This is a genomic window from Pseudoalteromonas sp. SR44-5 (genome assembly GCF_014163675.1).
Taxonomy (GTDB): domain Bacteria; phylum Pseudomonadota; class Gammaproteobacteria; order Enterobacterales; family Alteromonadaceae; genus Pseudoalteromonas; species Pseudoalteromonas rhizosphaerae.
Genome location: NZ_JACJDT010000017.1, coordinates 1 through 13,905 on the forward strand (window position 1 = coordinate 1; position 13,905 = coordinate 13,905).

11 protein-coding genes and 1 pseudogene are annotated in these 13,905 nt (G+C 41.2%); 6 read left to right on the forward strand and 6 right to left on the reverse strand.

The features are described 5' to 3' along the window. Positions 1 to 94 (forward strand): IS3 family transposase (locus tag H5154_RS24180; protein ID WP_404936147.1); only part of this gene is annotated, 94 nt, incomplete at its 5' end. Positions 95 to 123: 29 nt separating this feature from the next. On the opposite strand, the pseudogene tnpC reads toward H5154_RS24180, so the two are convergent. Further along, positions 124 to 726 (reverse strand): annotated as a pseudogene (tnpC, locus tag H5154_RS11145) (IS66 family transposase); the annotation flags it as partial. 317 nt (positions 727 to 1,043) lie between these two features. Next, positions 1,044 to 2,153, reverse strand: a complete 1,110-nt coding sequence (gene zapE / locus H5154_RS11150; RefSeq protein WP_182718325.1) for a cell division protein ZapE — start codon at positions 2,151 to 2,153, stop codon at positions 1,044 to 1,046. Between the two features lie 58 nt (positions 2,154 to 2,211). Here zapE and rsuA point away from each other — a divergent pair, with 58 nt between their 5' ends. Together rsuA and H5154_RS11160 are read left to right on the forward strand one after the other, a co-directional pair. Beyond that, a complete protein-coding gene (rsuA, locus tag H5154_RS11155) occupies positions 2,212 to 2,910 on the forward strand; it encodes a 16S rRNA pseudouridine(516) synthase RsuA (RefSeq protein WP_182718326.1) in 699 nt (232 codons plus the stop codon). 83 nt (positions 2,911 to 2,993) lie between these two features. Further along, on the forward strand, positions 2,994 to 4,664 hold the full coding sequence (locus H5154_RS11160; RefSeq protein WP_182718327.1) for a methyl-accepting chemotaxis protein: 1,671 nt from the start codon (positions 2,994 to 2,996) through the stop codon (positions 4,662 to 4,664). A 66-nt stretch (positions 4,665 to 4,730) separates the two neighbouring features. Here H5154_RS11160 and H5154_RS11165 read toward each other — a convergent pair whose 3' ends face one another. After that, complete coding sequence (locus H5154_RS11165) at positions 4,731 to 5,504, reverse strand: YggN family protein (RefSeq protein ID WP_149983146.1); 774 nt, start codon at positions 5,502 to 5,504, stop codon at positions 4,731 to 4,733. Positions 5,505 to 5,608: 104 nt separating this feature from the next. Further along, complete coding sequence (locus H5154_RS11170) at positions 5,609 to 8,038, reverse strand: zinc-dependent metalloprotease (RefSeq protein ID WP_182718328.1); 2,430 nt, start codon at positions 8,036 to 8,038, stop codon at positions 5,609 to 5,611. Positions 8,039 to 8,199: 161 nt separating this feature from the next. Between H5154_RS11170 and H5154_RS11175 the strand changes: the two genes are divergently transcribed. Further along, positions 8,200 to 9,168: a class 1 fructose-bisphosphatase gene (locus H5154_RS11175; RefSeq protein WP_145234740.1), complete on the forward strand. Its 969-nt coding sequence runs from the start codon at positions 8,200 to 8,202 to the stop codon at positions 9,166 to 9,168. A 101-nt stretch (positions 9,169 to 9,269) separates the two neighbouring features. Here H5154_RS11175 and H5154_RS11180 read toward each other — a convergent pair whose 3' ends face one another. Both H5154_RS11180 and H5154_RS11185 read right to left on the reverse strand, forming a co-directional pair. Then, entirely contained in the window at positions 9,270 to 10,499 is a 1,230-nt protein-coding gene (locus H5154_RS11180; protein ID WP_182767278.1) for a hypothetical protein, read from the reverse strand. Between the two features lie 85 nt (positions 10,500 to 10,584). Further along, complete coding sequence (locus H5154_RS11185; protein WP_182718330.1) at positions 10,585 to 10,911, reverse strand: hypothetical protein; 327 nt, start codon at positions 10,909 to 10,911, stop codon at positions 10,585 to 10,587. 55 nt (positions 10,912 to 10,966) lie between these two features. Between H5154_RS11185 and H5154_RS11190 the strand changes: the two genes are divergently transcribed. Both H5154_RS11190 and H5154_RS11195 read left to right on the forward strand, forming a co-directional pair. Then, on the forward strand, positions 10,967 to 11,323 hold the full coding sequence (locus H5154_RS11190; RefSeq protein WP_182718331.1) for a DUF5522 domain-containing protein: 357 nt from the start codon (positions 10,967 to 10,969) through the stop codon (positions 11,321 to 11,323). A gap of 170 nt (positions 11,324 to 11,493) precedes the next feature. Continuing rightward, the gene (locus tag H5154_RS11195; protein WP_182718332.1) at positions 11,494 to 13,878 is read left to right on the forward strand and encodes a TonB-dependent receptor; all 2,385 of its coding nucleotides are present in this window, start codon (positions 11,494 to 11,496) and stop codon (positions 13,876 to 13,878) included. Positions 13,879 to 13,905 lie beyond the last annotated feature (27 nt).

A 13,905-nucleotide genomic window follows, 5' to 3' on the forward strand; every position in this document is an offset into this window, starting at 1 on the left:
TTATATTCAGTTTTACAATTACAAACGTAGGCATTCTACGCTTAATTATATGACGCCACATCAGAAATATAATGAATTAAAAAATGCCGCTTAGAATCTCTACAGAATTTGTTGACCATTACAAAGCATCGCGCTCGCTTCCGCTCCATTGGGATTGGTCGAGAAGAGCCAGTTCTTTCTCCCAATAACCAGCGGTTTTATTGCGCGTTCAGCTCGGTTGTTGTCTATCGATAAGTGACCGTCATCGATATAGCGGATCAGCTTCGGCCATTGGCCGAGCGTGTATTTTATCGCCTTACCCAGCGGGCTAGACTCAAGCACTTGTTGAGTTGTCATCCATTCGTAAAGCTCATCCAGTATCGGTTTGGCATGCTGCTGGCGTTCTGCTTTTCGTTTTTCCGCAGGCTCACCTTTTAAGCGGGATTCTATCCCATAGAGCTTCTGGATTTTGGCTAGCGCTTTATCCGCTTTGCCTGACTTACCTTTGCTTTGAAGCTTTTTCGCGTCCATGAACTTGCGCCGAGCATGCGCGAAGCAACCGACATTGGTGACGAGATGAAGCCCATCATAAACAACATAGCCATCGGTTTGCAGATACCCATCATAGTCGCCCAAGAAGGCTACAGGGCACGACCTCGCGCGACTGTTTTGATAGTCATACAAGACGATATGTCTCACATTAGGGAGTGCGGCACCTGGCGAGTCCGCGCTTGAGCAGTAAAGCCATGGAGGTTTGATCTTATTATTCGGGCTAGACGATTAGAATGCGGGGTTTATGATGCGCTTACGCTACAAATGAATGTCGAATAGACAGTATTACGAATAATCACAATACCTGAGATTATCCGTAATATTCTAAATTAGAAATGTCACTGACAAGCTTTTGTCCAAAAACGAGTTTACTCGACCGTCTGCTTCTCGCTCATAGCTGCCTGTCAGGTTAAATCTAAACCTATTCGTCAAAACTGCAAAATCAGATATGAGCTACTACAGATAAAGAGAATGCAACTCTCACTTATAAGTAGAGAGTAATGATAGAGTGACTACCAGTTTTGCATTTCTATTAGCCGAGATTCTGTACGCGCATATTCAAATGCCAGCTTTTGACCTTGATATAAATCAGCAATGCCAACCTCGCTACTCAGTATCAATAACTTACCACGGTCGTAAAATTCATCCACTAAAGCAATAAAGCGTCGCGCTTCATCGTCTAGTGTATGTTCTTTTAAATCTTGTTTTTCACGCTGATAGCTATCTTCAATACCATGCACTATTTGCTTACCTGTCGCCGCAGCGCCCATTACTGGTACATTACAAATATATACACGCTGATAGTACTTTGCTAAATGAATATAATCAGCGGTACTACGCGGGCCTGAGCACAACGCCATAAAATCAAACATAATGGCATTATTGCTGAGCCTTAAACACGCTAGTTTACGCCCGTAAATAGTAATATCAGTTGCTGTTTGTAAGTTATCTGCAAAAGCCAAAAAATCAGCATCCAGTTCAGAGTTAGCCGAGCTGTTAAAATAATGAGTCGCGTGCTTTCCAAAACGAAATCGGTGGTCAACAGGACCTGTGACATTAATAATATGACAATGCGCTTTAATTAACGCTATGGTGGGTAAAAAGCGCGCTCGCTGCAAGCCGTTATAATAAAGCTGCTCAGGTTGACAATTTGACGTAGCAACCAAAACGATGCCTTTGGCAAACAAGGCTTTAAATAACCCAGCCATGATCATAGCATCGCCAATATCAGAGACAAAAAACTCATCAAAACAAATTAGTTTCAGCGTTTCTGACCACTCATTGGCTATTTTATCCAGCGGGTTTTTAACCCCTTGCAACTGTCCTAGGCGAGTATGTACTTGAGCAATAAAATGATGGAAGTGTAACCGTGTTTTTTGTTTAATAGCTACAGTCTCAAAAAACACATCCATTAGCATCGATTTACCCCGTCCAACAGGTCCATACAAATAAATGCCCTGCAAAGATATCGATTTTTGCCACCAATGATGCGGTTTATCAATGGCAATTGCGAGATTGTCTAGTGCATTCACCGCCGCTAATTGGGCATCATCAAATTGCAATTTACCGGTGGCTATTTGCTGTTGATAATATGCTAATATTTGTCCGCTGTGTACTGTCATGCGTTATCACGATCCGTTATACTCGCCGCCATTGTAGTCGACTAGAAGTGTGAACCCAATGAAATTCCCTTGCCGCCTAGATAAATTTATTAGCCATCTAGCAGAAACGCCACGCACCAAAGCGAGGGCAGGAATAAAGCGTAAAGATGCCAGCGTAAATGGCGAGGTGATCTGCGCTTATGATCATCCAATCACAGCAACTGATGACGTATTGTGGCAAGGTAAGCCGCTAGTTTTTTTAGGTAAACGTTATTATATGCTGAATAAACCGGTCGGTTATGTATGCGCTAACAGTGACGAGTTACACCCAACGGTATTTGATTTACTCGATGAACCTAACATGAGTGATTTTCATGTTGCAGGTCGGCTTGATCTCGATACGACTGGACTTGTGATCATTACCAATGATGGAGATTGGTCACATAAAATCACCTCCCCAAAACATAACAAATTCAAGACTTACCTAATTGAAACGCAAGAACCTCTAACGGATGATGCGCTGGAAAAACTGCGACAAGGGGTGCAATTACACAACGAAAAAGAGCTAACCAGACCCGCAATTGCAGAGCAACTTGCCACATACCGTATGCGTTTGTCGATCTGCGAAGGTAAATATCATCAGGTTAAACGTATGCTCGCCGCAGTCGGTAATAAGGTAGTTGAATTACATAGAGAAAAAGTAGCAAATATCGAGCTTGATGAGACCCTTGCCAGCGGAGAATATCGACTCTTAAGCGCAGCAGAAATTTTACTTTAAATTACCTACAGTGGAAACTTGAGTAAAAGTCACGTCTAATTCCGTTATTATTGTTAATTAAAGCTAACATCTAGCCGACAAACATGGTAGAAAATCATGGTCATAACAATAATAAGGGGCTCGATGTGCTGTCAGGTTTAGCATTAAGAACTAAAATAATCTTGTTCGCTGGAGCAATGTTTATAGCACTCAATGCTATAGCATTACTGGGCTTACAATCTCTTCGTCACGCTAGTGAAAACGATAATATTGCCCGTATCAATCAACTCATGAAAAGCACGACAAATATTGTCGAGCAATTTGAGTTACTTGCTAAAAATGGGCAACTAACCGAGCAACAGGCGCGTGACTTTGCCACGCAAATGTTGCGTGAAAACAAATACCACGACAGTGAATATGTCTACGTAGTGAATGATAAACTCGACTTTATTGCTACACCTCACGATCCGCAGCTACACAACACCAGCTTTAATGATTTCAAAGATGCCAGCGGTAACAGTATTGGTCGTATGGTTGAACAATTAGTCGGTAATCAAACCAACAAAATTATTACTTATCATTGGGATTCTGTCCGTGATGGTGAAACCGTTGACCTAACCTCTGTGGTACAAAAAACCCCTTACTTTGGTTGGTATGTTGGTACCGGGATCAGCGAAAAAGAAGTTGATGAGCGTTACTGGAATACCGCTAAGTGGTTACTAGGCTTGTCACTACTTATTGCCCTTGCTTTAACTGCTGCAATTGCTCGCTTTGGTATTTCTTTAAGCAACGCGTTAGGCGGTGAAGTCACTGAGGTAATTGGTATTGTTAAGCAAGTTTCTCGTGGCAACTTAAATTCGCATATTCGTACTGACGCCCAACCTGAAAGCATTATTGCTGCCATGCACTATATGCAACAAGGGCTACGGGGTGTAGTTGGCAGTATTAAAGATGTTACTGATAGTCTAAAAAATCAGAGTTTAGATAACGAATCCCGCTCAACTGAGCTTGATAAACTGACCCGCAGCCTAAACGAAGAAACCCATATGGTCGCATCAGCTATCACTGAGCTAACAGCCTCTGCGCAAACAGTGGTTGAGCATGCCGAGCAAGCCGCCTTTTCAGTACAAGAAGCCGAAAGCCAAGGACAAAATGCCAGTCATTTAACTGCTGAGGCAGCAAATACCATAGCTCTTTTAGAGCAACAAATTGACAGCGCTGGTAATAACATCCAACTCCTTGATGATGAAGTAAATAATATTGCAAATGTGCTTACTGTTATTCAAAGTATTGCCGAGCAAACTAACCTGTTAGCACTCAATGCAGCCATTGAAGCTGCCCGTGCTGGTGAACAAGGAAGAGGCTTTGCGGTCGTTGCGGATGAAGTACGTCAACTAGCGCAGCGCACGCAAACTAGCACAGAAGAAATTCGTACTATGATCGGTAAATTACAATCCGCCACGAAAGATGCAAAAACTTCAGTTAACTTAAGTATTGCCACCAGTGAACAAACCGTAGCGAAATCTAAAGATGCCAGTGAAGAGTTGCAGCGTGTTGCTGCATCTTTGAGTGCCATCGCACAAATGAGCCATCAAATAGCCATTGCAGCTAAAGAGCAGCTCGATGCAGGGGAAGACACAGCAAGACGCATTGTGACCATCTCTGACACCGCCTCACAGACCGCAGACCTATCGCATCAAGCCCATGCTGCAACGGACTTGATAAAAGGGCTGACTAGCGATTTAGAAGCTGAAACCGGCAAGTTTAGATCCTAGTAATTGGTTACCTAAAACTAAAAAGCCCGCGTTAATTACGCGGGCTTTTTAATTGAATTGATTAAGTTAAGATTTAATTTGTACTAAATCAAAATCAGCCATACTTGGTACTATCATTTGTAATCGTGATTCGGTGACATCAAGCGAGTTTAAACATTCGCAGTATTCTGAGGCTTTTAACTCTAACTGTTGAGCTTTTTTCTGCAATGACTTATCGATTTCTTTTGAAATAATATCCATGCGCTGTCCCATGTCATTGATACGATCTTCAATATTACCTTCGCGGGACTTAAATGCATCACCTAGAGAAACTAAAATAGCGCCGAGAGAGCCATGCACGGCAGAGTGAATTTTTTGACTGATCTCTTCGGTAAAAAAATCATCAATTTTAGATAGTGATTGTGGGGCAATAAAAAAGAAATCATCACCGCGTTTAAATTTATCCATTAAAGCGCGCTCAACATATTGCAGTTGCGTTTTTAGCACTTCCGACTCTTTGTCCGACATACCTTCAACAACTTGCTCTATCGCACTTAAGCCAAGATTAACACCGTCAGTTGCCAACTCTACCAACTCAGGCACCGTATCGCGAATACCCGCGCTAAACTGTTTTAACACTAGGGTTTCATCTGACGTTAGATCAATCCAATAGCCACGGATAAATAGTTGATTATCATTATTTATTTGTACGCGGGTTTGGCCCTTATCAACAATACGAATGACATCATCAGTGATGATCAAACCATGCCTTAGCTCTACTTCGCACACGGCTTTAGCGCTGACATTAAGACTTGATAGTGCTATGGACATCGCCAATATCGAACGAGATAAAAACGCCATAAACACCTCAAAAAGACTAAAAATGGAAGGCGGCTAGGTTAACAAAAAACCAGTTTTATGCAAGAGAAACTAGGCCCTAGCTTCTAGGGCCTTGTAGTTAACATTTAAATTGGTGATCCTGGTGGAATTGGTAATGCAGTAAAATTTGTAGGCCAATTGCCGGTAGCCAGAAACTGTTTAATTTGATCGGCTAAGTATTGCTTAAACGCACTTTCACCAACATCAGCACTGCTAAGTAAAGACTCTTGCTGATACGCCTTACTCAGTTTTACTAAGTAATAACGCAACTGAGCTTGCACCTCTGGAGCAACTTTATCACTGGCGACTAAATCAGCAAACTGCTTTGCTGTTAATAACTGCACCCGCTGAGTGATTTTACCTGCCATGCCTTTTTTGCTCTGAATCAAAAACACCTGCTGATAAACTTTTGCAAGCAATTCATCTAAGCTAAAAAATGCATCACTGCGCGCTTGTTGCTGTGCTAAACGATTTAATCGTTGGCTATTTAGCAATAACGCTAAACTATGTTGTGCAGCCACTTCGGGTAGCGCCATTGCATCTAAAGTTAAGCCAGTGCGGCCAACAATGCTTTCTCGGCTTTTAGATTCGCCATAGGCCTTGGGTGGAATTAGCGCTAACACTGATTCTGGTAATACTAAATTGTCAGCATTTAGGGTAGCTAAGATGGCCTTTAAAGCGAGCTGTTGAGTTGCCTTTGCAACAACTTGTGCACCTTTTAAAATACCTTGACCACGTACTTCGTAATCATAATCAACACCTGCAATCAGTTTTACAGCAGACTCGACCTGATAACGATGGAATAAATACAGCGGCACCAGCATCTCTTCTAGCTGAGATAGTGACGTTCCTTCTTTGATATTGTTAATACCAAATTTAGCGAGTGCTTGTTGTCTTACATCAAGCACTCTTAATAACTCTTCACTTGGCGAACTGCCGTTATCCCATAAATGTGCTGTTGGATGCGCGCCACCTTGCGCTCGTGCATCACTATCAGAAATAAACTCCAGCCCTTTAGCTTGGTTATCCGCTAAAATTGCGCTTAGTTCTGCATCTTCATCAAGGTTACGAAAATCACTGTAACCGTACTTTATAACTTGCGTATCCCACTGCCCCATACCTTGTGCATAACCTCGGCTCACATCAAGCTCACCTTTATCATTAAAGCCAACTAATGGATGTGGGTAGTCCATAACAGACGCACGATCGGCCACCGAGGCTGCAAAATTATGTGCAATACCAAGTGTGTGACCAATTTCGTGAGCACTGAGCTGGCGAATACGATCAAGTGCCATTGCTTGTAACGTTTTTGCCACTTCATTACCTTCTAAATAAGGCGCTGCAAGTGCTTCAGCAATTAAAATATCTTGGCGCACACGCAGTGAGCCTAATGTAACGTGACCTTTTAAAATCTCACCTGTACGCGGATCGATCACCGAGCTGCCATAAGACCAACCGCGCGTTGCACGATGCACCCACTGGATCACGTTATAACGCACATCCATAGGATCGGCGTTATCTGGTAACACTTTAACAATAAATGCATTTTTATAACCCGCTTGAGAAAACGCATCATCCCACCATTTTGCGCCGTCGAGTAACGCTGTTTTTACCGGCTCTGGTACACCAGGATCTAAATAATAAATAATCGGCTCAACGGGTTCGCTAATAGGTAAGCTTGGGTCTTTTTTCGCTAGACGATGACGCGGGATATAACGTACCAACATTGATTCACTTAATGGCGCGGCATAATCTTTATGTTCAATACTCCAATAACCTGATTGCGGATGAAACGCACGTGGCGTGTAATTATCATCAGGTAACTGTATTAAAGAGTGATGCATATGCACGGTTAATGCGTAAGGGTCAGCACTGACCTGACGAATATACTCACCCGGTTGAGTGCCATTAAATGTCAGCACAGCTTCAAGTTCAGTATTTTTCATAAACGCTTTTGAGCGATCCATATTTACTGCACTGCGACTTTCATCAAGGCTAAAATTGCCTTGTTTACGTGCAGCAAGCGTTCGACCCACACCATGCACATCGCTCAGTAAATAGGGCGTATAATCAATCAATACAGCTTGCGGGCTTTGTGCAACCACTTTAAAACCCGCTAAAATACTTGATGAAAAGGCTTCTTGAATACTTTTTTGTTCGGCTTTATTGCTGGTATTTGCACGGTAGTAGGTATTAATAGCCCGTAACATCACTTTATCGCCAAAGCGCTCAAACTGTACTAGATGCGTATTGCCTAACTGGCCGCGATCAAGGCCAATATCGTTAGAGCCGACACCATAAGGCAAGCTTTGCTGTAATAAAAATTGCTGCTTGAGTTTATCAACTTTTAAATAAATTTTACCGTTTTGAGTGTCGTAATAAAAAGAGAAGTAGCCCGGAAAATGATTCATTTGTTCAGTAAAATCATTAATAGACTTAATTGCTGCGTGCGCTTGGGTTATCATAGTTAGCAACACAGTAAAGAGTATGTAACGTATCAATGGTATTTTTTGCATAATCTTATCTTTGTTATTCGCGTTTTAAATACGGTTAAGGTGTGTCCAGTATAGGATGTTGCACCTAAAATACAGTTATTTAAGACGAAATTCAGCGCTTGCTGTGATGATCCCTCTCACCCTATGATTATCATGGCCCATAACGTTATCAGGAAAATAGAATGCGTAGACTACCTCCGGTATTACTTGAAGACGGTTGCCCTAGAGAGTTAATCTCATTGATCAGAACGATTTTAGCGGCCTGTAAAGAAATTTCGTTCCGCGTCGGCCAAGGTGCCCTGTCCGGTGTACTAGGTTCAACGCTTGATGAAAACATTCAAGGCGAAACACAAAAGAAACTCGATGTTCTGACCAACCAACTACTTAAAGATATTTTACTGGAGTCAGGCTACGTAAAAGCGATAGCCTCAGAAGAAGAAGACTACACTGTAGCTGGCAACCCGAATGCAGAATATATCGTTGCGTTTGACCCACTTGATGGCTCATCAAATACCGATATCAATTCATTGGTTGGTACTATTTTCTCAGTAATGAAAGCGCCTGAAGGCTCAGATCCTGCAGATCAAAGTATCTTTATGCAGCCGGGTAAAAGCCAAGTCGCTGCGGGATATGTATTATATGGCCCATCTACAGTGCTTGCATTAACGACTGGCAAAGGTACACGTTTCTTCACGCTAGATAAAACACACGGCAGCTTCTTATTAACTCAAGATTTTGCCCAAGTACCAGAAGAGACCAACGAATACGCCATCAATGCGTCAAATCAACGCCATTGGCAGCCTGCGATGCAAAACTACATAAATGACTTAATGGCTGGCGAAACAGGCCCACGAGCGCGTAACTTTAACATGCGCTGGATTGCCGCCATGGTCGGTGATGTTCATCGCGTGTTATGTCGCGGTGGTATTTTTACCTACCCAACCGACACTAAAGATCCAAACAAACCAAACAAACTACGCTTACTTTATGAAGCAAACCCAATGGCCATGTTAATCGAACAAGCTGGCGGCATCGCATCAACAGGCACTGAGCGTATTATGGATATACAACCAGACGCCATCCACCAGCGTGTAGCAGTGATTCTAGGCTCTAAAAACGAAGTAGAGACCTGTTTGGGATACCATAAGTAATAGCTGTAAGTCATAAGTTTTAAGCTATAAAATAAAAGCCGCGCTTGTTAAATCAAGCGCGGCTTTTATCTTACATTTAGTTATTTATAGCCCCTAGATATTTAAATTCTAAACCGATTCCTAAGCGCTAAACCTATAAGAAACAGCATTAATAAAGAAATGATGCTTTGTAAAAAAGTTGCTAGGTGTAGTAAAGGAGATAAATCACCTTTAAATAATATTTCAACTCCCTCATTTCTGGCTAACCTACTGTCCGGAATAATAGGCATTATTTGACCACCAGAAAACGAAAGAGCTTCGGTTAGTTTTTGCCAATGACCATTTAAGCCTATTACAGTTTCAGGAGAGGAAATAAAATACAGCACAGTAAATAAAAGCCAAACCGCTACTAAAGCCAAAAATGGTCTCAGCTCACTTCGCCCATAATTACTTAACCAATCAAAAGTAATATCCAAGAAAAGACCGCTTTTTGTGATATTTTCATGTCCTCGTTTACTGCGCATTTCATATGCATGAAAGTCTAAAGCACGATCATGATCTTTATTGACTTCAGCTAACTCTTTTAACCGCCTAAATCGAGCGATATTATCTTTATTGCATGTTTTCCTTATAAACCGATGATTTGTTAATTCTTTAGGTGCGCATACAACGCCTTCTAAATTACAATGGTTACTCATTGCTGTTTGAGTTAAATCAATTACACAGTTAAATTTATTATTTGAAATATCAAAACTGCGCTTAAAGCAGGAATATTTGAATGAAACTCCTTGTATTTTATCAATACCTTTTATGTGCAGAAACCTAAACTCTCCATCTACAGTCATTGACTCAAAATTCAGAAAGTGTGTATTGAATGTAGTGCCAAGGAAGCTTAGGTTTCCCTTCTTACTAGAAATCCCTTTAAAACTAACTTTATTGCAATTAAAGCTAGCTTCGTCAAAGTTTATATTTCCTCGACCAAATCTAGCAGCGTCAAATTCCACACACATACCCGCTTTCAAAAATTTTGTAGAAAAGAAATTAACACCGCCATTGCCGAAATTAGCGTTATTGAATAGAACATAAACACTATTAAAAATAGCCCCAGTAAAACTTACTAAGTGATTTCCAAAAATTGTATTACTGAAATCTACAACTCCACCTGGGAAATGAAAATCACTAAAATCAGCTGAGAGTTGACTATCACCTTTATATTTTGAAAAATTGATACCTGAGAAATTTATACTTGCATCAGGGTTATTTTCAACCCATTCATTCCATACCTCTCTTCCTTGTAGATACAGATCTAAAGCCTCACCGCCTGATAAAGCCATTTTATTATTCAGATACATGCTATAGATTCCACAAAATATATTTTACTATTTTGTACTTTATCAGAATACATCAAGACTTTAACACTACAATCTAGGCAAATGGTTAGTTTATCAATAACCCAACTAACCTCTCAATTTTACTATTATCTATCTCGCCCATTTGTTCGCTGTTGCTTAAAGCATAAATTACACCTTCGACGGCGCTGTGGTCTATGTCGGTTCTTGACTCTAAAACATTGGCCCACAGCTCTAGGTCGTCTAAATCTATTTCGCCGGCAAGGCATCGAGTGAGCACATTGAGTACGGCTTCGAGCGTTAATATGTAAGCTGGGCTTTGATCACCTGTCAATGATGAAACAATAATGCCAATGGCTTGATCTTTATTTTTGCCGAAGGTGGCAAATTCTGCTAACGCTTGTGCTCTGTTCATATTTGTTTATCTGTTATTCTATTAATGATTATTTTAAAAATTGACCCAATATCTAATGACAACCCTAGCCTGTTCACAATGTAAAGCTTCGCTCACCTGTAATGTTGATGATATCGATACATGTTGGTGCAATGAACTGCCTGCTATTTTACCGCTTGATAACACAACCACCAGTTGTTTATGCCGAGTGTGTACCTTGGCTAAAATTAATCAGTTTCTAAGTACCCTTTACCTGCGGCCTCTCAAAGAGCAGCTTACTTTCGCAAAGTCCTTTCAGACTAACGCCAATTTAATCGAGCACCTCGATTATGAAATGCAAAACAATTATATGGTATTCAGCCGCTGGTTCTTCTTAAAGCGTGGAAAGTGCTGTAAAAACAATTGTAAAAACTGTCCTTATAAAAACGTATAGAGTATTTATTCAAAATAATGGCATAAAGCTGCAAATAACGCATGACTGGCAGAATAAAAATACACTATAATTGGATATAAATTCATAAAACATCCAGAAAATCTGCTTAACATATCGCCTCAGGTTGATTTTTAAGCATAAAATCACTGTAACTTATTCGGAAAATGAACATGAACACCTTTAGGCCAGCACTTCTTGCATCAGCTGTTTCTGCTATTTTATTTAATAGCCACCATCTTGCTGCTGCGCAGTCAACAACCCAAGCAGACAAAGCAATAGAAACAATTCAAATTACCGCGACTCGTCGTGCGGGCTCAGTGCAAGAGGCACCACTTAATATTACCGCCCTTGATGGTGATGTGATCAAAGATCAAAACATTGGTGATCTTGAAGATGTGGCACGCTGGGTGCCAGGTTTAACTATTTCTGATCAAGGTGGCCGTGAAGGTTCACCAATTATTGTCCGTGGCTTAAATACCAATACTTCAGATCGTATTTCTGATGGTGGTACAGTTGCCACTTACGTGGGTGAGATTCCACTTAATATTGATTTACGTTTAACAGACGTAGACCGTGTTGAAGTGCTTATCGGTCCACAAGGTACATTATACGGAGCGGGAACATTAGGTGGTGCAATTCGTTACTTATTAAAACAACCTCAGCTCGATATTACCGAAGGCCAAGTCACTGGTGATGTGTTTAGCTTAAACGAAAGTGACGGCACTGGCGGTGAGTTGGGTTTAGTATTTAATACGCCGTTAATTGACGATGTATTGGCTATTCGCGCTAGCGTCAATTACTACACCAACCCAGGTTATATCGATTATAACTTCGTAGTACAAAACCCAGGCGTATCAAACCCAAACCCTGATTTTACCAACCCACAAGATGTCAGTGCTAACTTGCGCAGTGTCAGTGATGTAAATGATGAGCAAATTACCACAGGTCGTGTATCACTTCGCTGGCAAGCTAATGAAGCTGTAGAGGCAACGCTAAACTATTTTTATCAAAAACAAGAAAATGGCGGTAATTCTACATCGCAATATAATTCATTAAGTGACAGCAGTGGCCTACAAGGGATGGTTGGCCAGTATGAAAATGCCGCGCGGATACTTGAGCCTGGTGAAGAAGAAAACGACTTATTAAGCTTGGAAATTAAAGCGGATTTAGGTTTTGCTGAACTTGTATCTGCCTCTGGTTGGTCAAGCTATGAGCAATCTGGACAACGTGATCAAACTGATTTGCTTTACGACATATGGACTGGTTATGCAGAATTTCCAGCGTTTGTTGCGCAAACCTTGGATACATCAAAACGTGATAGTTTCACTCAAGAAATTCGTTTAGTGTCTAACTCTGATAGTGCTTTTAACTGGATTGTCGGTGGTTACTACAACAAGCTTGAAACTCACTCAGACGATCGCGAATACACACCCGGTTTAACTGAGTTTTGGGGCGATGATATTCCTAATCTACAACAAGATCTCGAGTATATTTTAGTCAGTGACTCTGAAACCACTGAAAAAGCACTATTTGGTGAAGTAGGTTATGCGTTTACCGATCAATTCAATGTAACCCTTGGTGCGCGTTTTTACGAATATGATGTATCCACTACTTCAGGCTCAGCCACACCGTTGTATTCAGGTGATTTTTCATCATTAGATCAACTTGCAATGGTGAATACGAGCGCCAGTGATAACGGTAACTTATTTAAATTTAACGCTAATTACACTTTTGAAACTGGTGTACTAGCCTATTTTACCGTTAGTGAAGGCTTTAGGATTGGTGGTGGCAACGGCCTAGCTCCTTGCCCTGATGTGTTACCTGAACAACAAATTGTCTGTGCTCTACCAAATGAAATTGGTTATGAACCTGATACCACTGTAAATTATGAACTTGGTTTTAAATCGAGCTGGTTTAAAAACCGCCTACACTTTAACGCGGCATTATTTAATGTTGATTGGAAAGACGCGCAAATCGGTAGCACAACCGTAAATGGTCAGGAGTTGATTACCTCAAATGCAGCTACTGCTAACTCTAAAGGGGTTGAAGTTTCAAGCCGTGCAATCATCGCGGATAACTGGACTGCTTATGCCACATACGCTTATGCCAAAGCGCAATTAACTGAAGATTCTCCTGATGTATTTGGTGCAGGAGTACAAGGCGGTGAAGATGGCGACCGCTTGCCAGGTGCGCCTGAGCATCAATTCTCGTTTGGTCTGCGTTACGAACAAGATGTATTAGATAATAAACTTTTAAGCGTAAATTACGGTATAACAGCACAGAGCGATACGATCACTAAAATTGGCTTAAAAGCTGATGGTGAAACGCTTGCAGGCTATGCCTTGAGTAACTTATCTGCCAAGCTAACCGGTGATATGTGGTCGGCCACTCTCTATGTTGATAACTTATTCGATAAGTACGCGTTCACCTCTGTACGTCGAGATAAGTCTTGGATTGATTCGAAAGAACTTCCTGAACTACAACGTGTGTATGGTCACTACACTACAACACCGCGTACTATCGGCATGAAGTTTACGTATAACTTTGAACTGTAATAACGGTTATCTATAAATTAAAAAAGC

Coding starts and splice junctions, on each gene's coding strand:
- zapE (WP_182718325.1), bottom strand. CDS start 2,153: ATGACAGTACACAGCGGACAAATATTAGCATATTATCAACAGCAAATA.
- rsuA (WP_182718326.1), top strand. CDS start 2,212: ATGAAATTCCCTTGCCGCCTAGATAAATTTATTAGCCATCTAGCAGAA.
- H5154_RS11160 (WP_182718327.1), top strand. CDS start 2,994: ATGGTAGAAAATCATGGTCATAACAATAATAAGGGGCTCGATGTGCTG.
- H5154_RS11165 (WP_149983146.1), bottom strand. CDS start 5,504: ATGGCGTTTTTATCTCGTTCGATATTGGCGATGTCCATAGCACTATCA.
- H5154_RS11170 (WP_182718328.1), bottom strand. CDS start 8,038: ATGCAAAAAATACCATTGATACGTTACATACTCTTTACTGTGTTGCTA.
- H5154_RS11175 (WP_145234740.1), top strand. CDS start 8,200: ATGCGTAGACTACCTCCGGTATTACTTGAAGACGGTTGCCCTAGAGAG.
- H5154_RS11180 (WP_182767278.1), bottom strand. CDS start 10,499: ATGTATCTGAATAATAAAATGGCTTTATCAGGCGGTGAGGCTTTAGAT.
- H5154_RS11185 (WP_182718330.1), bottom strand. CDS start 10,911: ATGAACAGAGCACAAGCGTTAGCAGAATTTGCCACCTTCGGCAAAAAT.
- H5154_RS11190 (WP_182718331.1), top strand. CDS start 10,967: ATGACAACCCTAGCCTGTTCACAATGTAAAGCTTCGCTCACCTGTAAT.
- H5154_RS11195 (WP_182718332.1), top strand. CDS start 11,494: ATGAACACCTTTAGGCCAGCACTTCTTGCATCAGCTGTTTCTGCTATT.